This window comes from Nonomuraea roseola, assembly GCF_039535395.1.
Taxonomy (GTDB): domain Bacteria; phylum Actinomycetota; class Actinomycetes; order Streptosporangiales; family Streptosporangiaceae; genus Nonomuraea; species Nonomuraea roseola.
On sequence record NZ_BAAAXC010000015.1, the window covers coordinates 2822186 to 2842956 of the forward strand.

Sequence of the window (20771 nt, forward strand, 5' to 3'; positions counted from 1 at the left end):
GATGCGAGAAGTGCGCGTTCTACGTTGATATATGGACGTAGCTGATCTTTCCATGTATTGTTCTCGTCAAGAAGTGGCAAAGATTCGAAAGGAAGTGTCATGTTCTTCGCCGAGATGGGGCTGACGCAGCACGACTCGCTCACGGCCGCCCAGGCCGCCGCAAGCGAGGCCGCGTCCGCTTCGGGGGGGCGGGTCTTCACCTGCGTGGTGTTCCGGCAGGGCGGGCGCCTGATGTTGACCACGGCCTTCTCCTACGCCTTCCTCACCAAGCACGTCATCTCCGAGCCAGCCGTTAAGGGCGGCAATCCCCGGATGGCCACTAACCGGCCGGTCGACACGTCCCACGTGCGCTCGATCGCCAAGTATCTGGCCGACAACGAGAACAACTACATCCTCCCGCCGGTCACGCTGAATGTCCGGGCGGTTCCCGCCATACACATCCCCAGGGGAAACTTCGCCATGACGGTCGGGTTCGTCGTGATCGGGGACGAGACCCGTTTCTCCATCACCGACGGACAGCACCGTCTCATCGCTATCCACAAGCGGAGCGAGAGCCTGTCTGACGACTCCACGTTCCTGAGCGACAGCATCTCCGTGGTGATCGTCGTTGAGCCTGACCTGGCTCGCATTCACCAGGACTTCGCTGATGCGGCTCAGACCAAGCAGATCCCCGCTAGTCTCCTGGCCGCCTTCAACACTCGCGAGCCGGTGAACAGGGTTCTCACCAAGATCGTGGATGAGTCTCCGTTCTTCCGTGGACGGATCGACGAGACCTCCAAGAGCCTTTCGAAGAACTCCCCCGCCGCATTCCTCCTGAACCAGGTGCGCGGGCTGGTCAAGGAACTCCTCTTCCGCGACTATGCGCTCAGCGAGGCGAGCATCCCAGGGCGCAGCGCACAGGTGATCGGCACGACCGAGGCACAGGATGCCTTCGTACAGCGCACCCTCGCCATGCTGGCAACGCTCACCGAGCACATGACCCCCTGGAAGGACGTCGCCAGTCTCCCCACCACGGGTGGTGTCGCGAACCAGGTCGTGGACTTCCGCAGGCACTACGTCAACATGACCGCCACCGGCCTGGTCATCATCGGTCACGTCGCCTACGAGATCGAGAAGAACCCCGATCCCGCGTGGCGCGAGGCGCGTTACGTCGAGCTCGCTACCAAGATTGACTGGCGTCGGGATGCCGCCATCTGGCAGGGAACCATCATCGTGGACGACAAGATCTCCACCACTCGCGGTCCCGGACGGGCTGCCGCCCAGCGCGTCATGGAAGTGCTCCGGCTTTGGAGCCCCGAGCCGGTTCTTCCCCTCGCGTAGGAGTCTGAGCCCTCCAGAGAGCTCTGGGAAGGCACCGCTCCGGAACGGTAGTCACGCAGATAGACACGCAGACAGCAGAATGGCCGCTCTCCGAGGATCGGATAGCGGCCTTCTTGCTGGTCAAAAGGGTGGGGCTACCAGGACTTGAACCTGGGACCTCTTCCTTATCAGGGAAGCGCTCTAACCGTCTGAGCTATAGCCCCGCGCACAGAGAACCGTATCGCATCTGCAGTGCAGAGGCGAACCGGTTGTTCCGACGGAGAAAAGCTTACCGTGTCCCGGCCCCTGCTCGCGCCGCCAGACCGCAGACGCAAGCAGGGGCAGGACTTCGGACTACTCGGCCTCGCTGAACGTCACCTCGACGCCGCCGACCAGGTCGGCCGCGATGTTGTAGATGACGGCGCCCAGCGTGGACAGCGCGGTGATCAGCACGACGTTCACGGCGCCGATCAGCGCGGTGTATCCCAGGATCCGCACAGGCTCGAACCAGCTGGACACGTCGAAGCTGCCCGTCGTCTGGCCGTCGGCCTGGGTCAGCTGGTTGACCGTCTGGACGATCGATTCGAAGACTCCGAGGGCCGACAGCACGCCGTACAGCACGGCGACTGCCACGAACAGCACCACGAAGCACACCAGGGAGACGACGAAGCTGAACTTCATCGCCGACCACGGCTCCACCCGCCGCAGCACCAGGTGCGCCTTGCGAGGCAGGCGGGAGGCTGCTGCGGCCTTCTTCTTCGGCAGCTCGACGGCGGGCGGAGGCGCCTCGGAGGTCAGCGACGGACGGATGCGGACCGTCTCGTTCTGCTCCTCCACCTGCTGCTCCTGCTCCGTCTCCGTCTCGTCCCCGATCATGTCGAGGACCTCGGTCTCGGGTTTCTGCCCGTTCTCACGAGTCGGCGTCGCTTTGGCGGAACCGCCCTGGGCGCTCATGGACTATTCTCCTCCCCCGTCTTCCTCAGCCTCCACCGACGTCTCCATCGACTCGGCGTTCCGAGCGAGGGCCACGACGCTGTCGCCTTCGGCGAGATTCATCAGGCGCACTCCCATGGTCTGGCGGCCGGACTGCTTGATCTGCCCGGCGCTCGTCCGGATCACCCCGCCGTTGGACGTGATCGCGAAAACCTCGTCCTCCGGGTTGACCATGACGGCTCCGACCAGCTTGCCACGAGAGGTGACAATCTTCGCAGTCAGCACGCCCCTTCCGCCACGTCCCTGCAACGGATACTGGTCGACGGGTGTCCGCTTTGCGTACCCGCCTTCCGTGGCGATAAGCACGTCCTCACCATCTGCCAAGCGATTCATGGCGAGAAGTTCGTCGCCTTCAAGGAATCTCATGCCGATGACGCCGCTCGTGGCGCGTCCCATCGGACGCAGCGCGTCGTCGGTGGCGGTGAAGCGGATGGACTGGGCGCCCTTGGAGACGAGCAGCAGATCGTCTTCCTCGGAGACCAGGCGGGCGGCGATGACCTCGTCGTCCTCCCTCAGGTTGATGGCGATCAGGCCGCCGGTCCTGGGGGAGTCGTACTCCGACAGCCTGGTCTTCTTGACCAGGCCACTGCGGGTGGCCAGCACGAGGTACGGCGCGACGAGGTAGTCGCGCAGGTCGAGGACCTCCATGACCGTCTCGTCGGGCTGCATGGCCAGGAGGTTGGCCAGGTGGAGACCGCGCGCGTCACGTCCGGACTCGGGCAGCTCGTAGGCCTTGACCCGGTAGACGCGGCCCTTGTTGGTGAAGAACAGCAGCCAGTGGTGGGTCGTGGTGACGAAGAAGTGGTCGACGATGTCGTCCTGGCGCAGCTGCGCCCCTCGCACGCCCTTGCCGCCGCGCTTCTGCGCCCGGTAAAGGTCGGTCTTGGTGCGCTTGGTGTAGCCGCCGCGGGTGATGGTGACGACGATCTCGTCCTCGGCGATGAGGTCCTCGATCGACATGTCGCCGTCGTAGGCGATGATCTCGGTGCGCCTGTCGTCGCCGAACTTGCCGACGATCTCGGCGAGCTCCTCGTTGATGATCTCGCGCTGCCTGACGGGGCTGTCGAGGATCGAGTTGTACTCGGCGATCAGCGTCATCAGGTGGTCGAACTCGTCCTGGATCGCCTGGCGCTCCAGGGCAGCGAGCTTGCGCAGCTGCATGTCGAGGATGGCCTGGGCCTGGATCTCGTCGATGTCGAGCAGCGTCATCAGGCCGCCCTGCGCCTCGGCGGCCGAGGGGGAGCGCCTGATGAGGGCGATGACCTCGTCCATCCGGTCGAGCGCCTTGAGCAACCCGCGCAGGATGTGGGCGCGCTCCTCGGCCTTGCGCAGGAGGTAGCGCGTCCTGCGGACGATGACCTCGACCTGGTGGGCCACGTAGTGCCTGATGAACTGGTCGAGACGCAGCGTGCGCGGCACGCCGTCGACCAGGGCCAGCATGTTGGCGCCGAAGGTGTCCTGCAGCTGGGTGTGCTTGTAGAGGTTGTTGAGCACGACCTTGGCGACGGCGTCGCGCTTGAGCACGATCACCAGGCGCTGGCCGACCCTGGAGGAGCTCTCGTCGCGGACGTCGGCGATGCCGGTGAGCTTGCCCTCACGGACCAGCTCGGCGATCTTGAGCGCCAGATTGTCGGGGTTGACCTGGTAGGGCAGCTCGGTGACGACCAGCGACTGCCGGCCCTTGCCGTCCTCCTCGACCTCGACCACGGCCCGCATGGTGATCGAGCCGCGGCCCGTGCGGTAGGCGTCCTCGATGCCGCGCCTGCCGACGATCAGCGCCCTGGTCGGGAAGTCGGGGCCCTTGACCAGGCCGATCGACGCCTCGAGCAGCTCCTCGTCGGTGGCCTCGGGGTTCTCCAGGCACCACTTGACCGCCGAGGCGACCTCGCGCAGGTTGTGCGGAGGGATGTTGGTGGCCATGCCGACCGCGATGCCGCCCGAGCCGTTGACGAGCAGCTGCGGGATGCGCGCGGGCAGGACGTCGGGCTCCTGCGACTTGCCGTCGTAGTTGGGCCTGAAGTCGACGGTGTCCTTGTCGATGTCGCGCAGCATCTCCATGGCGATGGGCGCGAGCTTGCACTCGGTGTACCGCATCGCCGCCGCGGGGTCGTTGCCCGGCGAGCCGAAGTTGCCCTGGCCGTCGACCAGCGGGTAACGCAGCGACCACGGCTGCGCCAGCCGTACGAGCGCGTCGTAGATGGAGGTGTCGCCGTGCGGGTGGTAGGAGCCCATGACGTCACCGACGACGCGGGCGCACTTGAAGTAGCCGCGGTCGGGACGGTAGCCACCGTCGTACATGGCGTAGAGCACCCGCCGGTGCACGGGCTTGAGACCGTCGCGGACGTCAGGCAGCGCACGGGACACGATGACCGACATCGCGTAGTCCATGTAGCTGCGCTGCATCTCGGACTGAATGTCCACAGGCTCGATGCGGTCAGCCGGGGGTGGAGTTGTCACATCCGTCACAGGTGAAAATCCTTCTTCGTGGTACGGCTACCGCTAGACGTCGAGGAAGCGGACGTCGCGCGCGTTACGGATGATGAAGTCGCGCCTGGCTTCCACGTCCTCGCCCATGAGCACGCTGAACAGGTCGTCGGCCTGGGCCGCGTCGTCGAGCGTGACCTGGCGAAGGAGCCTCGTCTCCGGGTTCATCGTGGTCTCCCACAGCTGACCGGCGTTCATCTCGCCCAGACCCTTGAAGCGCTGGACGTTGTCGCGCGGGCGGGGGTCGGGCTTGCCGGCCGCGATGCCCTGGGCGATGACCGCGTCACGCTCGGGGTCGGAGTAGGCGTAGGAGGCGTCGTCGCCCTTACGGTCCCACTTGATCTTGTAGAGCGGCGGGCAGGAGAGGTAGACGTGGCCCGCCTCGATCAGCGGCCGCATGAAGCGGAACAGCAGCGTCAGCAGCAGGGTGTTGATGTGCTGGCCGTCGACGTCGGCGTCGGCCATCAGGATCACCTTGTGGTAGCGCAGCTTGGCGATGTCGAACTCGTCGTGCACGCCGGTGCCGAGCGCGGTGATCAGCGCCTGCACCTCGTTGTTCTTCAGGACCTTGTCGATCCTGGCCTTCTCGACGTTGAGGATCTTGCCGCGGATGGGCAGGATCGCCTGGAAGCGAGAGTCGCGGCCGCCCTTGGCCGAGCCGCCCGCCGAGTCGCCCTCGACGATGAACAGCTCGCACTTGTCGGGCTCGTTCCACTGGCAGTCGGCCAGCTTGCCCGGCAGGCCGCTGCCCGACTCGAGCAGGGACTTGCGCCTGGTCAGGTCGCGGGCCTGGCGAGCCGCTATGCGGGCCCGAGCGGCCTGCAGCGACTTGTTGATGATGTCCTTGGCCTCGCCGGGGTTGCGCTCGAACCAGTCGCGCACGTGGTCGTTGCAGGCCTTCTGGACGAACGACTTGGCCTCGGTGTTGCCGAGCTTGGTCTTGGTCTGGCCCTCGAACTGCGGGTCGGCCAGCTTCACCGAGACGATCGCGGTCAGGCCCTCGCGGACGTCCTCACCGGAGAGGTTGTCGTCCTTGCCCTCCTTGAGGAACTTCTGCTCGCGCGCGTAGCGGTTGACGATGGAGGTCAGCGCCGCGCGGAAGCCCTCCTCGTGGGTGCCGCCCTCGGCGGTGTTGATGGTGTTGGCGAAGGTGTAGACCGACTCGGAGTAGGAGTTGTTCCACTGCATGGCGATCTCGACGGAGATGCCCTCGCCGTGCGCCTCGAAGTCGATGACCGACGCGTGCGCGGGCTCCTTCTTGGAGTTGAGGTGCGCGACGAAGTCGGAGAGGCCGCCCTCGTAGAAATACTCGACCTTGTGGACCTCGCCGTTGATGTGGTCGGGCCGCTCGTCGGTCAGAGTGATCGTCAGGCCCTTGTTGAGGAAGGCCATCTCCTGGAAGCGGCGCGAGAGCGTCTCGAAGTTCCACGTCGTGGTCTCGAAGATGCCGGGGTCGGCCCAGAAGGTGATCGAGGTGCCCGACTCCTCGGTGGCCTCGTCCTTCGACAGAGGAGCGACGGGCTTCGACATCTCGAAGCGCTGGCGCCAGACGTGGCCGTTCTGCTTGACCACGACGTCCATGGCTGTGGACAGCGCGTTGACGACGGCCGAGCCGACGCCGTGCAGACCGCCGGAGACCGCGTACGACTTGCCGTCGAACTTGCCTCCCGCGTGCAGCGTCGTCAGCACGAGCTCGACCGCGGAGACCTTTTCCACAGGGTGGATGCCCGTGGGGATACCGCGACCGTTGTCGACGACCCGCACGCCGTTGTCGGCGAGCAGGGTGACGTCGATGCGGTCGGCGTGGCCGGCGAGGGCCTCGTCGACGGAGTTGTCCACAATCTCGTAGACAAGGTGGTGGAGACCGCGCTCGCCGGTCGATCCGATATACATACCCGGGCGCTTGCGGACCGCTTCAAGCCCTTCGAGTACGGTGATTGAGCTAGCGTCGTAGGACAACTGCGAAATCCTCCTGCCGCGGACACGCGGCGGGGGAGGCGACACCTGCCAGTTGCCCCTGCCGTGCCCGTCACCGTCGTGAGTGCCCCGATGCGCGGTCACCCAGGGGAGTCGGCTCGCATGCCGCGGGTGACACGCAAGCGGACGTGTCCGGAATCCGCTTTCATTCTACCGGCTCTGAGGGCTGTTAGTGGCATTGAACGCGCCTGTGATGCCCTGTAGCTCGTTTTCCCCCCGGCCGAGCATCCCCCCTCTGGGAGAGGTGCTCAGCGGCTCTGGGGCAATCTGATCGCCCGGTGTGGGATTTACCCGTAGGTGTCGCCCGGTCCGCGGCTGCCCGTGACGCGCAGGCCGCCCATCGGTCGAGGGGCGTTTTGTGGTCCTCTGACCTTGACCTTTTTGACCGTGCCCTCGCCCAGCTCCTCGTTGAGCCTGCGGATGAGCGTGCGAGCCAGCAGCCGCACCTGGGTCGCCCACGCCGTGGAGTCGGCCGCGATGACCACCTCGCCGTCCTCGAAGGCCTCAGGTTTGGTGTGGGCGGCCAGGTCAGGGCCCACGATCTCGGGCCACCTGCCGAAGACACCGCCGACCGCGGCCGAGCGCTCCCAGCCGCGGGTGGCGAGCAGATCCATGATCGCCTTGCCGAACAGCTGCGGGTCGCCGGCGTCCCTCTGCGCCTTCCTGCGCGGCTCGCGGCGGGGGAGTTGCCCGCGCTTGGCGGCGTCGGCCTTGGCCTGGGCGAGCTTCTCCCTGGCCAGCGCCGCCCCCCGGGCGGTCGGGTTCTCCTCAGCGGACACGGGTCACACTCCCCCCTGCGACATCGAAACGGGAGCCGATCAGCTCCGTGGGCACGTCGTCGGCGACCGCGGCGGTGATCAGCACCTGCTCCGCGGGAGCGACGATCTCGGCCAGGCGGCGCCTGCGCTGGCTGTCGAGTTCGGCGAAGACGTCGTCGAGGATGAGCACGGGATCGCCGCCGTCGGCGCGCAGCAGATCGTAGGCGGCCAGCTTCAGTGACAGCGCGAACGACCACGACTCGCCATGGCTGGCGTAGCCCCGCGCGGGCAGATCACCAAGGCCCAGGATCAGGTCGTCGCGGTGTGGACCGACCAGCGTGACGCCCCGCTCCAGCTCCGCCTGGCGGACCTCGAGCAGCCGCTCCCTCAACCTCGACTCAAGGGTTATCCCCAGGTCTGTGGATAACGTCTGTGCATCAGAAGATCCGTCCCCACCGGCCTGTTCGTCCTCCGCGTCGTCCCCACCTGTGGACAACGTGCTGCGATAGGACAGCTCGGCGGGGGCGCTCGTGGGCGCCAGCGAAGCATAGGCCGAGGCGACCAGCGGGCGCAGCGACTCGATCAGATCCAGCCTCGCTCTGAGGAGCTCCGCGCCGTGCCTGGCGAGGTGGGCGTCCCACACCTCCAGCGTGCTCAGCACGTCGCCCGCGCCCGCCGCGGCGAAGGCGGACTCGCTCTCGGCCCTGCGTGATCCACCGCGCCCACGACGCGCCTGGGCGGCCGTACGCAGCAGCGCGCCCCGCTGCTTCAGCACGCGGTCGTAGTCGGCCCTGACGGCCGCGAAGCGCGGCGCACGGGCCACCAGGAGGTCGTCGAGGAAGCGACGGCGCTCGGCGGGGTCGCCCTTCACCAGCGCGAGGTCCTCGGGCGCGAACAGGACCGTGCGCAGCAGGCCGATCACGTCGCGGGGGCGGGACACGGGGGAGCGGTTGAGCCGCGCCCTGTTGGCCCTGCCCGGGTTGATCTCCAGCTCGATCAGCGCGCGCCTGTCGTCCCTGTGGACGGCGCAGCGCACGATCGCGCGGGCGGCGCCCTGCCGTACGAGGGGGGCGTCGTTGGCGACCCTGTGGCTGGAGTGCGTCGCCACGTACCCCATGGCCTCGACCAGGTTGGTCTTGCCCTGCCCGTTGGGCCCGACGAACGCCGTGACGCCAGGCTCGAGGCCTAGCTCCACGGCGGCGTAGGACCTGAAGTCGGTCAGCGAGAGATGGGCGACATGCACCCCACGAAGGTTAGTGGGCCACACCGACCACTGGGGTCAACGCCGGGCACCCCTGTGGAAAACGAGTATGGCCCGCGGGATCACTGCGCCTCTCGCGGCGGGGTGACGTCGGCCCCGGGGGAGTCCGCGCCCTTCTCGGTGGAGCCCGCCGCGGAGGTGACCGCGTGGCCGCCGAACTGGTTGCGCAGCGCCGCGACCATCTTCATCGCGGGCGAGTCGTCCTGGCGCGAGGCGAACCTGGCGTAGAGCGCGGCGGTGATCACCGGCAGCGGGACCGCGTGGTCCACAGCCGCCTGCACGGTCCACCTGCCCTCGCCCGAGTCCTGTGCATAACCCTTGAGCTCGTCGAGGTGCTCGTCGTCGTCGAGCGCCCTGACCAGCAGGTCGAGCAGCCACGACCTGATCACCGTGCCGGTGCGCCAGCTGGAGAACGAGCCGCGGACGTCCTTGACGATGTCGGAGGCCTCGAGCAGCTCCCAGCCCTCGGCGTAGGCCTGCATCATGCCGTACTCGATGCCGTTGTGGACCATCTTCGCGAAGTGGCCCGCGCCGACGTCGCCCGCGTGGACGAAGCCGTCCTCGCCCTCGGGCTTGAGCGTCTCGAACACCGGCATCAGCCGCTCGACGCTGGCCTTGTCGCCGCCGCACATGAGCGCGTAGCCGTTCTGCAGGCCCCAGACGCCGCCGCTGACGCCGCAGTCGACGAAGCCGATGCCGTGCGCCTTGAGCTCCTCGGCGTGACGCTGGTCGTCCACATAGTGTGAATTACCGCCGTCGATCACGAGGTCGCCCTCGTCGAGGAGCTCGCCGAGCTCGTTGACCGTCAGCTGGGTGGGCTCGCCGGCGGGAACCATGACCCACACCGCGCGCGGCGCCTGGAGCCGGTCGACGAGCTCTCTGAGGCTGGAGACGTCGCTGACCGCCGGGTCGCGGTCGTATCCGACCACCTCGTGACCGCCGCGGCGCAACCGCTCGGCCATGTTGCCGCCCATCTTGCCGAGCCCGACCATGCCGATCTGCATGTTGATAACCCCCTTGTCAGGCTTCCATCATCGCCGATGGCTGTGTCAGCTGGACAAGCGGATGGGCATGATCAGGTAACGGTAGTCGGGAGCCCCACCGTCGTCCACAGGCTTGCCGCCAGTGAGGATAGCGGGCTTCGTCGAGGTGGTCATCTGCAGCCTGGCGACATCGGAGTCGATCGCGCCCAGACCCTCGAGAAGGAACTGGTGGTTGAAGGCGATGTTCATCTCCTCGCCCTCGTAATCCACAGGCAGCACCTCGACGGCCTGCGCCTCGTCGCCGCTGCCCGCCTCGAGGACGACCTCGCCGCCGCGGAAGGCCAGCCGTACGGGGGTGTTGCGCTCGGCGACCAGCGCCACACGCTTCACGGCCTCGACGAACGGGCCTGTGGACAGGTCGGCCTTGGCCGAGAACTCCGTCGGCAGCAGCGAGCGGTACTTGGGGAACTCGGGGTCGAGCAGGCGCGTGGTGGTGCGGCGCCCCGCACTGGAGAAGCCGATCATCCCCTCGCCCGTGCCGCCGGCCGAGCTGAGCGCGATCTCGACCTCGGCGCCTGTGGATCCGAGCGCCTTGGCGGTGTCGGCGAGCGTCTTGCCGGGGATCATCGCGATCGCCGAGAAGTCAGGCTGGCCGGGCTGCCACTTCAGCTCCCGTACGGCCAGGCGGTACCTGTCGGTGGCCGCGAGCGTGACGGTGTCGCCCTCGATCTCCATGCGCACGCCGGTGAGCATCGGCAGCGTGTCGTCCCTGCCCGCGGCGACGGCGACCTGGCCGACGGCCGAGGCGAACACGTCGCTGCCCACCTTGCCCGCGGCGGGCGGCATCGCCGGGAGCGACGGGTAGTCCTCCACAGGCATGGTCAGCAGTGTGAACCGCGCACTGCCGCAGGTGACGACCGCTTTGGCGCCGTCCACCACGAAATCCACAGGCTGTGCGGGAAGGGCGCGCGTGATCTCGGCGAGCAGCTTGCCCGAGACCAGCACCACACCCGGCTCACCGGTCTGGGGTTCGAGGGTCACCTCGGCGGAGACCTCGTAGTCGAAGCCCGAGAGCTTCAACTGGCCCGCGTCGGTGACTTCCATGCGCATGCCGGCCAGGACGGGCACGGACGGGCGCGCAGGGAGGCTGCGAGCCGTCCATGCGACCGCCTCAGCGAGCACGTCGCGCTCGATCCGGAACATCACGGGGATCAGCCTCCTGCTTTGGTCGTCGCTGCTTGTTCAGTGTTCACTCTCCCGCACCTGAGCTCCGGGAGAACCCCTCTATGGGTCTTTGAGTTTCTTAGTTAGAGATAGAGGAAGTCATCTTCATAGGGGCTGTGGATGTTGTGGACAGCCGACGTTTCCGCAGCTCAGCCCGGATGAATTCATCCACTGCCGGTGTGGGCGAAGCCTGGGGAGAACTTCGCCGCCTGGGGATGACGCCGCGTCACCCACAGGCCGTCCCCAGATCAGGGGGTCGTCGTCCACCGGTTATCCACTGGGTTTCAACAGGTTATCCACGGGGAAAAGAGGGTCACCTGGGGCTCCCGTTTCGCCTGTTCACAGGGCATCCACAAGTTGTCCACGAGTTGTCCCCAGGTTGTCCTCAAGATGTCCCCACCCTTATCCCCAGGCTCTGTGGGCGTCGTCGGCGCTTTTTGATCTTCGTCGGGGCCCGAAGAGGCCGTCTGAGCTGGTCCACAGAGTTATCCACAGGCTGTGTACAGTCAGGCTTTCGATGTCTGCTTGATGCGCATCGTCAGCTCGTTGACCTGGTTGTACATGGAGCGGCGTTCGGCGATGAGCGAGCGAATCTTCCGCTCGGCGTGCATCACGGTGGTGTGGTCACGTCCGCCGAACTGCTGCCCGATCTTGGGAAGTGAGAGGTCGGTCAGCTCCCTGGCCAGGTACATCGCGATCTGGCGGGCGTTGACCAGCGCCCTGCTGCGCGAGCTGCCGCACAGGTCGTCGATGGAGATGCCGAAGTACTCGGCGGTCTTGGCCATGATCGTGGCGATCGTGATCTCGGAGCTGGCGTCGGTGGTGATGAGGTCCTTCAGCACCACCTCGGCCAACTGCAGATCCACACCCTGCCTGTTGAGGCTGGCGAAGGCGGTGACCCTGATCAGGGCGCCCTCGAGCTCACGGATGTTCGTCGAGATCCGGCTGGCGATGTACTCCAGCACCTCGGGCGGCGCGGCCAGGCCCTCCTGGATCGCCTTCTTCCTGAGGATCGCGATGCGTGTCTCGAGCTCGGGCGGCTGGACGTCGGTGATCAGCCCCCACTCGAACCGGTTGCGCAGCCGGTCCTCCAGGGTGATCAGCTGCTTGGGCGCCCGGTCGCTGGAGATGACGATCTGCTTGTTGGCGTTGTGGAGGGTGTTGAAGGTGTGGAAGAACTCCTCCTGCGTCTGCTCCTTGCCCTCAAGGAACTGGATGTCGTCCACAAGCAGGATGTCGATCGCGCGGTAGCGGCTGCGGAAACCGTCGGCTTTGTGGTCGCGGATGCTGTTGATGAAGTCGTTGGTGAACTCCTCGGAGCTCACGTACCTCACCCGCGCGCCGTCGTAGAGCGACTGGGCGTAATGGCCGATCGCGTGCAGCAGGTGAGTTTTCCCCAGGCCCGAGTCGCCGTAGATGAACAGCGGGTTGTACGCCTTGGCCGGCGCCTCGGCCACCGCGACGGCCGCCGCGTGGGCGAAGCGGTTGCTGGCTCCGATGACGAATGTCTCGAATGTGTATTTCTGGTTCAGCCTCGCCGGCTCGCTCGGCTTGGTGCTCTTGGCTTCCCAGCGGTTCTGTGGAGGCTCGGGCTGCGCCTGTGGATATTCGGTGGATACCTGAGGCGGCTCGGGCGGCGGAGCGTAGAAGGGGGCGGCCTCCGGGGCCTGGTAGCTGGGCTGTGCATAACTTTGCACAGGCTCAGGCGCCTGGGGAAAACTCGGATTCACAGGCTGGGGATGAGACTCCACCATCGGCTGGTCGGGAGTGGTGGTGTCGATCATCACGGCCAGCCGTACGGGCCTTCCGAGCTCCTGGGAGAGCGCGTGGCCCACATGGGAGCGCAGCTTGCCCTCGATGAGGTCCTTGAGGAACTCGTTGGGGACGCCGAGCACGATCGTGTCGCCCGCCATGGCGATCGGCCTGACCATCGCCAGCCAGGTGCGCTGCTGGATCGGCAGGTTGTCGTTGAGGAAGTTGGCCAGCGCGCGCGCCCATACCGTGCCGAGGTCGTCCCCGTTCATGGTGTGGCTTCCCCTCCATTGTTATCCACACAGAGCAGCAGCCATGATCGCTGACTGCTCGAATATCCACAGGCGGTCCGATGTGCGATCTCCCCAGGTGTTCCACAGGAGATCCACAAGTTGTGCACAGAGTGATCCCTCCGTTACGGCTGGGGTCGGGGAGTTGTGCACACCTGTGTTCAGGTCGTTGTCCACAGACTAGTGGCACCTGAGTGCACAGACTGTGGACGCGCGAACCCCGGTGGAAAAGTTGCCTGTGGAAACGTGGAAAACTCCGCCGGTTTGACCTGGAGCATGCCTGGCCCGTAACGTACGACGGTCGGCTTGTCGCGTGACGGCTCTTTTGCATGCCCTCTCGACTTCGGCAGGCCAGCCATGTGTGTCACGCGCTCCCGCTCGAAGGCGGGGGTGCACTTTCAAGCCTGGAGCCCACTCGTGAGCAAGCGTACTTTCCAGCCGAACAACCGTCGCCGCGCGAAGACCCACGGCTTCCGGCTGCGTATGCGCACCCGGGCCGGCCGCGCGATCCTCGCTGCTCGTCGCCGCAAGGGCCGCGAGAAGCTGTCGGCCTGACGGTCGCCCTGTCCCAGCTTGATCGCCCGCCGGCGCTTCTCGTCGGCGGGCGATAGGCGTCTGATCTGACGTGTTGTCACAAGAGTCCCGCATGCGGCGGGGTGAGGATTTCTCCGTCGCGGTCAAGCGCGGAGCGCGCGCCGGTCGCCCCACCCTCGTCCTGCATCTGAAAGTCGCGGGGGACGGACCGCCACTGGTCGGTTTCGTGGTGAGCAAGGCCGTGGGCGGCGCAGTCGTGCGCAACAAGGTCAAGCGCCGGCTTCGACACCTGATGCGGGACCGTCTAGCAAGGCTGCCGCGAGGTAGCCTGCTTGTGGTACGCGCTAATCCACCTGCCGCGTCCGCGCGACACGAGCGCCTTGCCGCTGAACTCGATGCCGCGCTGGATCGTTTGTCAAGGCGAGAACAACGATGACGGAGCAGACCGGCCTGACTGCTCGGGCGCTCATGGCCCCGATCAGGTTCTATCGGGCGTTCATCAGCCCGATGTTGGGTCCACGCTGCCGTTTTTACCCCTCATGCAGTGCTTATGGGCTTGAGGCGATTGCCGTACATGGTGCTTTGCGCGGCATATGGCTGACTGTCCGGCGTATCGGGCGTTGCCACCCATTCCATCCCGGAGGTTTTGACCCGGTGCCCCCACGCCCGGTTCGGTCCCACGAAACGCAAGGGAGCTAGCTCGGTGGAGCTGTCCTGGCTTAACTGGCTCTACACGGCCATCGCCCAAGTCCTCACCTGGATTCACCAGGGCTACAGCACCTTCCTCGACCCCGATAGCGGGCTCACGTGGGCGCTGACCCTCATCACGATCACCGTCGCCATGCGGCTGCTGATCTTCCCACTCTTCCTCAAGCAGATGAGCTCGTCGAAGAAGATGCAGGAACTCGCGCCGAAGGTGCAGGAGATCCGCAAGCGCTACGCGAAAGACAAGCAGCGCATGAACGAAGAGGTCATGAACCTCTATCGTGGCCAGGGCGCCAACCCCCTGGGCGGCTGCCTGCCCGTCCTCGCGCAGTTCCCCATCTTCATCTCGATGTTCACCGTGCTGAACGCGATGGCGCACGGCGAACTCAAGTTCGGGATGACGCAGCAGTTCGTCGACAGCGCGCGAGCCGCCCACATCTTCGGCGCGCCGCTGCCCGCCAACTTCTGGATGGACGGCACGCAGATCCAGGCCTTCGGCGCCGGTGTCGTCCAGACCAAGATCGTGCTCGCGATCTTCGTGGCGATCAGCTCCCTGACGACGTTCCTCACCGTCAGGCAGAGCGTCACCCGCTCCATGCAGCAGATGCCCGACAACCCCATGGCATCGCAGCAGAAGATCCTGATGTACATCTCTCCGCTGTTCGCCTTCTTCAGCCTCAACTTCCCGCTGGGTCTGATCTTCTACTGGGTCACGACCAACGTGTGGACGCTCGGCCAGCAGCACTGGTTCTACTCCCGCAACCCCGCGCCCGAGTTCGACGCCAAGGGCAACGTGATCCCCGTCGCGCCCAAGAGCGGCCTGCTGTCCAAGGTGAGGAAGAGCGCGCCGGCCGCCGAGGAGGCGCCGCCGGAGAAGCCGGAACCGAAGATCATCCGGCAGCAGCCCAGCAAGCAGCCCCGCAGCAAGCGCACGGGCAGCAAGAAGTCTTGACCCACATCACGACGTCGATCCACAGCACGAAAGAGAGGCCCGACGTGACCGAGGCCGAGCAGGAGAAGGCTCCGGATCTTGCGGCGCTTGAGCAGGAAGGTGAGATCGGGGCGGACTACGTGGAGGGTCTGCTCGACATCGCCGACATCGACGGCGACATCGACATGGATGTCGAAGGGGACCGGGCGCTGGTCTCCGTCGTCGGCGTCAAGGGCACCGACCTGGTCGGCCAGAGTGGCGAGATCCTCGAGGCGCTCCAGGAGCTGACCCGGCTCGCCGTCCACAGGCAGACGGGGGAGCGCTCCAGGCTCATGCTCGACGTCGCCGGCTACCGCGAGAAGCGCAGGGCGGAGCTGAGCAAGCTGGGCACCGAGGTCGCCGAGACCGTCAGGCGCAACGGCGAGCCCAAGTCGCTGCACCCGATGACTCCGTTCGAGCGCAAGATCGTGCACGACGCTGTCGCCGCCGCAGGGCTGCGCAGCGAGTCGGAGGGCGAGGAGCCCCACCGTTTCGTGGTCGTCCTGCCCGTCTGATCCCGTCTTTCGGGTACGGCAGGCACGCGCCAGGCCGTCGGCCCCTCTGGGGCTGGCGGCCTTTCTGCTGGCATCCATCCGCTCCTCGGTCGGCGTGGCTGCGCGGACGGCTAGTCTTCGTTCCTGTAGGCACCCACCCCCAACCCGCACATTCAGGAAAGGCCACCGGATCAGTGAGCGACGAGCTGACGGCTCCACCGCAGATAGCGCGCGAGGTGTTCACCGGCGACGCGTGGGACAGGGCGCAGGAGTTCGCACGGTTGCTGGCCGGTCCGGGGGTGGTCCGCGGGTTGCTCGGTCCGCGTGAGGTGCCCAGGATCTGGGACCGCCACCTGCTCAACTGCGCCGTGGTCGCCGAGGCCATTCCCGAGAGCGTCCGCCTGGTCGACATCGGCTCAGGCGCGGGTCTGCCCGGGCTGGTCCTGGCGATCGTACGGCAGGACCTCACAGTCACGCTGCTGGAGCCGCTGCTTCGCCGTACCGTGTTTCTCGAGGAGTGCGTCGCCGCGCTCAAGCTCGACAACGTCGAGGTGCTGCGTGGCAGGGCCGAGGAGCTGGCGGGCAAGCGCGAGTTCGACGTCGCCAGCGCCAGGGCTGTCGCTCCGCTCGACCGTCTTCTGAAGTGGTCCCTTCCGCTCCTGCGCGAAGGCGGCGAGCTCATCGCCATGAAGGGGGAGCGGGCCGCGGAGGAACTCGCCGACGCCGACGCGCAATTGCGGGCCAGCGGGGTGCGGACGGCCGAGCTGATCTCGGTCGGGCACGGTAAGGTCGAGCCGCCTGCAACTTTGGTCCGAGTAGTCGCGGGTCGCGCGCCGGCGTCAGGACGGCGCCAGCGAAAGAGGTGACAGTTGTGCCGGACACGTCAAGCGGACTCGGGTGGCCGGGTAAAGCCCGCCCCGAGAGCCCGTCAGGTCTCGGCTGGCCGGAAATGGACGTGTCGCGGCACAGCATTGCGGGCAGCACCCGGCCGCTGGTTGAAAGGATGGCCATCGTGACCCAGACCCCCCTTAACCCCGGCGATTCGCCGCTGGTACGAGAGGCACTCAGCTCCGTGGTTTCACGTGAAACATCTGCGACCCAGACGGCGGACGCCCCCACGCAGGACACCTCCCCGTCGGAAGCCCCCGCGTCAGGTGCCGCCGCTCCGGCTGACGGCTCCTGGCCGCGTCCCTCCAAGTGCCGTGTCATCGCCGTCGCCAACCAGAAGGGCGGCGTCGGTAAGACGACGACCTCTGTGAACCTCGCGGCCGCCCTGTCGATGAACGGCGAGCGCGTCCTCGTCGTCGACCTGGACCCCCAGGGGAACGCCTCGACGGCCCTGGCCACGGAGCACCGTGGCGATGTCCCCGACGTGTACCAGGTGCTCGTCGACGACCTTCCCATGGCGGACATCGTCAAGGCGGTTCCGGACATGCCGGGCCTCTTCTGCGCTCCGGCGACCATCGACCTGGCCGGCGCGGAGATCGAGCTGGTCTCGCTGGTGGCCCGCGAGGCGCGGCTTCGTCGCGCGCTGTCGGCGTACGAGGCCGAGTTCGACTACATCATCATCGACTGCCCGCCGTCGCTGGGGTTGCTGACCGTCAACGCTCTGGTGGCGGCTGACGAGGTGCTGATTCCGATCCAGTGTGAGTACTACGCGCTGGAGGGGCTGGGGCAGCTGCTGCGCAACGTCGACCTGATCAAGGCGCACCTGAACCCGACGTTGAACCTGTCGACGATCGTGCTGACGATGTACGACGGGCGGACTCGGTTGGCGTCGCAGGTGGCGGACGAGGTGCGGGCGCACTTCGGTGACACGGTGCTGAACACGGTCATCCCGAGGAGCGTGCGGCTGTCGGAGGCGCCCAGCTATGGGCAGTCGGTTATGACGTATGACCCGGGGTCCAGCGGGGCGATGGCTTACATGGATGCGGCCAGGGAGATCGCCTACCGGGCGGTGACGGTCTGAGCGGCTTGAGAGCGGGGGAGTCTTCACGATCGAGACTCTCCCCTTCCTGCACCCCTCGCCCGTCACCCCTCTAAACCTCGACGCTCATCCTCAGCCGCCACCACCCCTCTGAGCCTCGGCACTCATCCGCAGCTGCCACCACCCACCCGAGCCGCCACCCGCCTGAGCTACCCCGCACCGGACCGGCGCCCGCTTGGGCCCCGTGCCTGAGCTACCTCCCGCCTGCGCCGCCCGCGCCCGCCCGCCTAAGCCGCACCGAGACCGGCCCGCGCGCACTCGCCCGAGCCCATCACCCGCCTGAGCCATCACCCGTCTGAGCCACCTCTCACGTGAGTTGCCCGCTTCTGAGCGGTGTCTGCCCGCCTGAGCTGCTGCCTCGCCTGCCCACACGCATTCGCGTGAGCTGCCCCGCACCTGAGCTGCCTCGCGCTGAGCGGTGCCCACCTAAGCCGCACCACGCCCCCCTGGGCGCACTCGCCCGAGCCGCAGCCTCATCTCGCTCGCCGGGGTCTGCTGCCTGTCGCGCCGTCCGCGCGCGCACTCGCCCTAGCGCCTCCTCGCCTCGCGCCTCCCAGCCCGCCTGAGCCGCCTCCTACTGTCCCCTCGGCCAGAGGGGGGCCACCCGCTTGCCCGCGCCCCCGCTCCTGCTCGCCCGTCTGGTCCACCGCCTTACCCCGCGGCTGTGCTCACCCGCGCCGTGCTCATCCGCGCCTGGCCCGCCCCCATGCTTCTGCTGGGCCGTCCGCTGGGGTGGCTCCAGCCTCCCTGCCTCGCTCCTGACCGCGCTAGGGCCGCATCCAGGTCCTTTCGCTTCACCTGTGTCGTCCGGCGAGGATCGCCTCCCACCTCCTTACCTCGCCCGTGACCGCCCGCCGGGGGCCGCCTCCTCGCCCGGTGCTCGCCCGCCTGGCCCGCCGCGCCGGCTCGCAGCCGTCGCGGTCTCCTGCGGGCGCCTGGCGTCTCGGTGACCCGCCGGTCTTCTGCGTCTCACTCACGCGATCCCGACGCCCTGCGGTCCTTGATCCTCCGCGATCCGTGCGTTCGTGGTGGTCCACCGCGATCCGCGCGTCTGTCGTCCGCGCGTCGTCGGTACGTCCATCCGTGATTCGTCCGTCCGCGGCCCGCGTCTGTCGTCCGAGCGTCTGTCGTCCGAGCGTCTGTCATCCGCGTGTCCGCGATTCGTCCATCCGTGAATCCTTAGCGATCCGTTCCTCCGCGATCGATCTGTCCTCTGCGGTCTTCGCGCTACAGGTGGTCCGCAGCCGTCTTGGATCCTTGGGCTCCAGACCGGTGACCACGGGTCGGTGTCACCGTCCACGCCTCCACCGCGCCGGAGGAGCCGCCCAGTGCCGTCCGCGCGTCGCCGAAGTCGCAGGCTCCAGGTACGGCTTGGGCGGGATGTGGCAAACCCGACCGAACTGCGTGTGGCGAGCGGGCACTCGGATGCGCCTGCGACGGTAACCTCTCCTGATGTGACCGGAAGCGGCCGGGTGGATGAGGAGACGCAGTGAGTCAGCAGCGGCGGGGACTGGGAAAGGGACTCGGGGCGCTCATCCCGACCGGCCCGATCGTTGACGGCACTGGGGCGGTGTCACCATCTGACGGCTCGACACAGGACAACGGCCCGCAACCGGTCGCTGGGGCGTACTTCAGGGAGATCGCCCTCAAGGCCATCACCCCGAACCCGCGCCAGCCACGTGACGTTTTCGACGAGGAACGTCTGGAAGAGCTGGCTGCCTCCATCAAGGAGGTGGGTCTGCTCCAGCCGATCGTGGTGCGTTCGATCGGTGGCGGGAGCTACGAGCTCATCATGGGGGAGCGCCGCTGGCGTGCCTGCCAGCTGGTCGGCCTTGACCCCGTACCTGCGATCGTCCGCAACACTCAGGACGACGATCTCCTCCGCGACGCTCTGATCGAGAACCTTCAGCGCGAGCAGCTCAACCCGCTTGAAGAGGCCGCCGCCTACCAGCAGCTGCTCGACGACTTCGGCGCCACCCACGAGCAGCTCGCCCAGCGGGTTGGACGTTCGCGTCCGCACATCTCCAACACACTCCGCCTCCTGAACCTCCCGCCCAATGTCCAGCTGACGGTTGCCGCAGGCGTCATCAGCGCCGGGCACGCCCGTGCCCTGCTCGCCCTGGACGACCCCCGGGCGCAGGAGTACCTCGCCAAGCGCATCGTGGCAGAGGGCCTCTCGGTCCGGACGGTTGAGGAAATTGTGGCGACAGGCGGCGCCAAGGCAGCGGGGACGGCACCCAAGGAACGCCCGGCGAAGCGCCCGTCCATGCCGGGCCTCGTCCACCTGGCCGACCGTCTCTCGGACCACTTCGAGACCAAGGTGAAGGTGGACCTGGGGCGAAGGAAGGGTCGCATCGTCGTCGAGTTCGCCACGATCGACGACCTGGAACGCATCATCGGCGCCATGGCCCCGGAAGCGGCACACGCCATGCGGGAGGGCGACGAGGTGGCCTAGCCCGCCCTCTCGCTCCACCTGGGTGGAGGCTGGGCCTGCCTTCCTGCAGGCAACGCAGCTCTGAGACAGGCGGCAAAGTGGAGACCGTAGACGGTTGATATTGGGGGCGTGGTTTCACGTGAAACCACGCCCCTAAATCTTTTACGCGGTCGGCACCGGGAAGCTCGCGCGGGGATCGCGTTTCACGTGAAACGACGCGAGGCGCGAAGGTGGATTCCCTCACAGGGCAGCTTCCAAGGGATCGACAGGTTCCCATCGCCGGTCGAATCGACTCGCATGGCCCACCCCTGCTCCTCGCCCTATGCCTCCTGTCCGGTGCCCGCTGCCCTCGACTGCTGGCCGCTGCCGCGTTGTCTTCGGCTGCCCGTTGCCGACGCCCGCAGCTCGACGCCCGCAGCCTGGTGTGCGCAGCCCAGCGCCTGTGGCCCAGCGCCTGTGGCCTTCCGTTTCACGTGAAACCGCACCGTAGATAGATGAGCATGGCTGAGCAGAGAACACCGTTTCACGTGAAACAGAGAGCCGCGAGTCCGGCATGGCAGCAGGTGCGCCTTGGTCCCTCTCCGACACCACTGTGCGTCGTGCTCACCGCGTGGTGCGGTGGGTCA

The 20771-nt window shown here is 67.0% G+C and carries 17 protein-coding genes and 1 tRNA gene; 9 read left to right on the plus strand and 9 right to left on the minus strand.

Annotation, left to right across the window (positions count from 1 at the left end; genetic code table 11):
• Positions 1-99 precede the first annotated feature (99 nt).
• Positions 100-1320, plus strand: a complete 1221-nt coding sequence (locus ABFX55_RS36695; protein WP_346127535.1) for a DNA sulfur modification protein DndB — start codon at positions 100-102, stop codon at positions 1318-1320.
• Between the two features lie 129 nt (positions 1321-1449).
• Here ABFX55_RS36695 and ABFX55_RS36700 read toward each other — a convergent pair.
• The 9 genes from ABFX55_RS36700 to dnaA form a co-directional block, all read right to left on the minus strand.
• Positions 1450-1523: transfer RNA gene (locus ABFX55_RS36700), tRNA-Ile, on the minus strand.
• Between the two features lie 130 nt (positions 1524-1653).
• Positions 1654-2253, minus strand: coding sequence for a DUF3566 domain-containing protein (locus ABFX55_RS36705; RefSeq protein WP_346127537.1), 600 nt, complete (start codon positions 2251-2253; stop codon positions 1654-1656).
• Between the two features lie 3 nt (positions 2254-2256).
• The gene (gyrA, locus tag ABFX55_RS36710) at positions 2257-4758 is read right to left on the minus strand and encodes a DNA gyrase subunit A (protein WP_346127539.1); all 2502 of its coding nucleotides are present in this window, start codon (positions 4756-4758) and stop codon (positions 2257-2259) included.
• 33 nt (positions 4759-4791) lie between these two features.
• Positions 4792-6735, minus strand: a complete 1944-nt coding sequence (gene gyrB, locus ABFX55_RS36715) for a DNA topoisomerase (ATP-hydrolyzing) subunit B (protein WP_346127540.1) — start codon at positions 6733-6735, stop codon at positions 4792-4794.
• Positions 6736-7040: 305 nt separating this feature from the next.
• Entirely contained in the window at positions 7041-7532 is a 492-nt protein-coding gene (locus ABFX55_RS36720; RefSeq protein ID WP_312895736.1) for a DciA family protein, read from the minus strand.
• Positions 7522-8754 (minus strand): DNA replication/repair protein RecF, encoded by a 1233-nt coding sequence (gene recF, locus ABFX55_RS36725; RefSeq protein ID WP_346127542.1) that lies wholly within the window; start codon positions 8752-8754, stop codon positions 7522-7524. Before recF ends, ABFX55_RS36720 begins: the two co-directional genes overlap by 11 nt.
• A gap of 80 nt (positions 8755-8834) precedes the next feature.
• Positions 8835-9776 (minus strand): phosphogluconate dehydrogenase (NAD(+)-dependent, decarboxylating), encoded by a 942-nt coding sequence (gnd, locus tag ABFX55_RS36730; RefSeq protein ID WP_183653148.1) that lies wholly within the window; start codon positions 9774-9776, stop codon positions 8835-8837.
• A 45-nt stretch (positions 9777-9821) separates the two neighbouring features.
• The gene (gene dnaN / locus ABFX55_RS36735) at positions 9822-10961 is read right to left on the minus strand and encodes a DNA polymerase III subunit beta (protein WP_183653151.1); all 1140 of its coding nucleotides are present in this window, start codon (positions 10959-10961) and stop codon (positions 9822-9824) included.
• 524 nt (positions 10962-11485) lie between these two features.
• Positions 11486-13003 (minus strand): chromosomal replication initiator protein DnaA, encoded by a 1518-nt coding sequence (gene dnaA / locus ABFX55_RS36740; RefSeq protein ID WP_346127545.1) that lies wholly within the window; start codon positions 13001-13003, stop codon positions 11486-11488.
• A gap of 435 nt (positions 13004-13438) precedes the next feature.
• On the opposite strand from dnaA, the gene rpmH reads away from it, so the two are divergent.
• From rpmH to ABFX55_RS36780, 8 genes are all read left to right on the plus strand, one after another.
• The gene (gene rpmH / locus ABFX55_RS36745) at positions 13439-13576 is read left to right on the plus strand and encodes a 50S ribosomal protein L34 (RefSeq protein WP_043614899.1); all 138 of its coding nucleotides are present in this window, start codon (positions 13439-13441) and stop codon (positions 13574-13576) included.
• A gap of 70 nt (positions 13577-13646) precedes the next feature.
• Positions 13647-13991, plus strand: a complete 345-nt coding sequence (rnpA, locus tag ABFX55_RS36750) for a ribonuclease P protein component (RefSeq protein ID WP_183653154.1) — start codon at positions 13647-13649, stop codon at positions 13989-13991.
• Positions 13988-14254 carry a membrane protein insertion efficiency factor YidD gene (gene yidD, locus ABFX55_RS36755; RefSeq protein WP_183653157.1) on the plus strand — a complete coding sequence of 89 codons (267 nt, stop codon included), beginning with the start codon at positions 13988-13990 and terminating at the stop codon, positions 14252-14254. The genes rnpA and yidD overlap by 4 nt, the downstream gene beginning before the upstream one ends.
• A gap of 4 nt (positions 14255-14258) precedes the next feature.
• Positions 14259-15212: a membrane protein insertase YidC gene (gene yidC, locus ABFX55_RS36760; RefSeq protein ID WP_346127547.1), complete on the plus strand. Its 954-nt coding sequence runs from the start codon at positions 14259-14261 to the stop codon at positions 15210-15212.
• 44 nt (positions 15213-15256) lie between these two features.
• Positions 15257-15745: a Jag family protein gene (locus ABFX55_RS36765; protein ID WP_346131365.1), complete on the plus strand. Its 489-nt coding sequence runs from the start codon at positions 15257-15259 to the stop codon at positions 15743-15745.
• A 173-nt stretch (positions 15746-15918) separates the two neighbouring features.
• Positions 15919-16590, plus strand: coding sequence for a 16S rRNA (guanine(527)-N(7))-methyltransferase RsmG (gene rsmG, locus ABFX55_RS36770; protein WP_346127549.1), 672 nt, complete (start codon positions 15919-15921; stop codon positions 16588-16590).
• Positions 16591-16727: 137 nt separating this feature from the next.
• Positions 16728-17693: a ParA family protein gene (locus ABFX55_RS36775; RefSeq protein WP_346127551.1), complete on the plus strand. Its 966-nt coding sequence runs from the start codon at positions 16728-16730 to the stop codon at positions 17691-17693.
• A gap of 1507 nt (positions 17694-19200) precedes the next feature.
• The gene (locus ABFX55_RS36780) at positions 19201-20166 is read left to right on the plus strand and encodes a ParB/RepB/Spo0J family partition protein (protein ID WP_346127553.1); all 966 of its coding nucleotides are present in this window, start codon (positions 19201-19203) and stop codon (positions 20164-20166) included.
• The last annotated feature ends 605 nt before the right edge of the window (positions 20167-20771 follow it).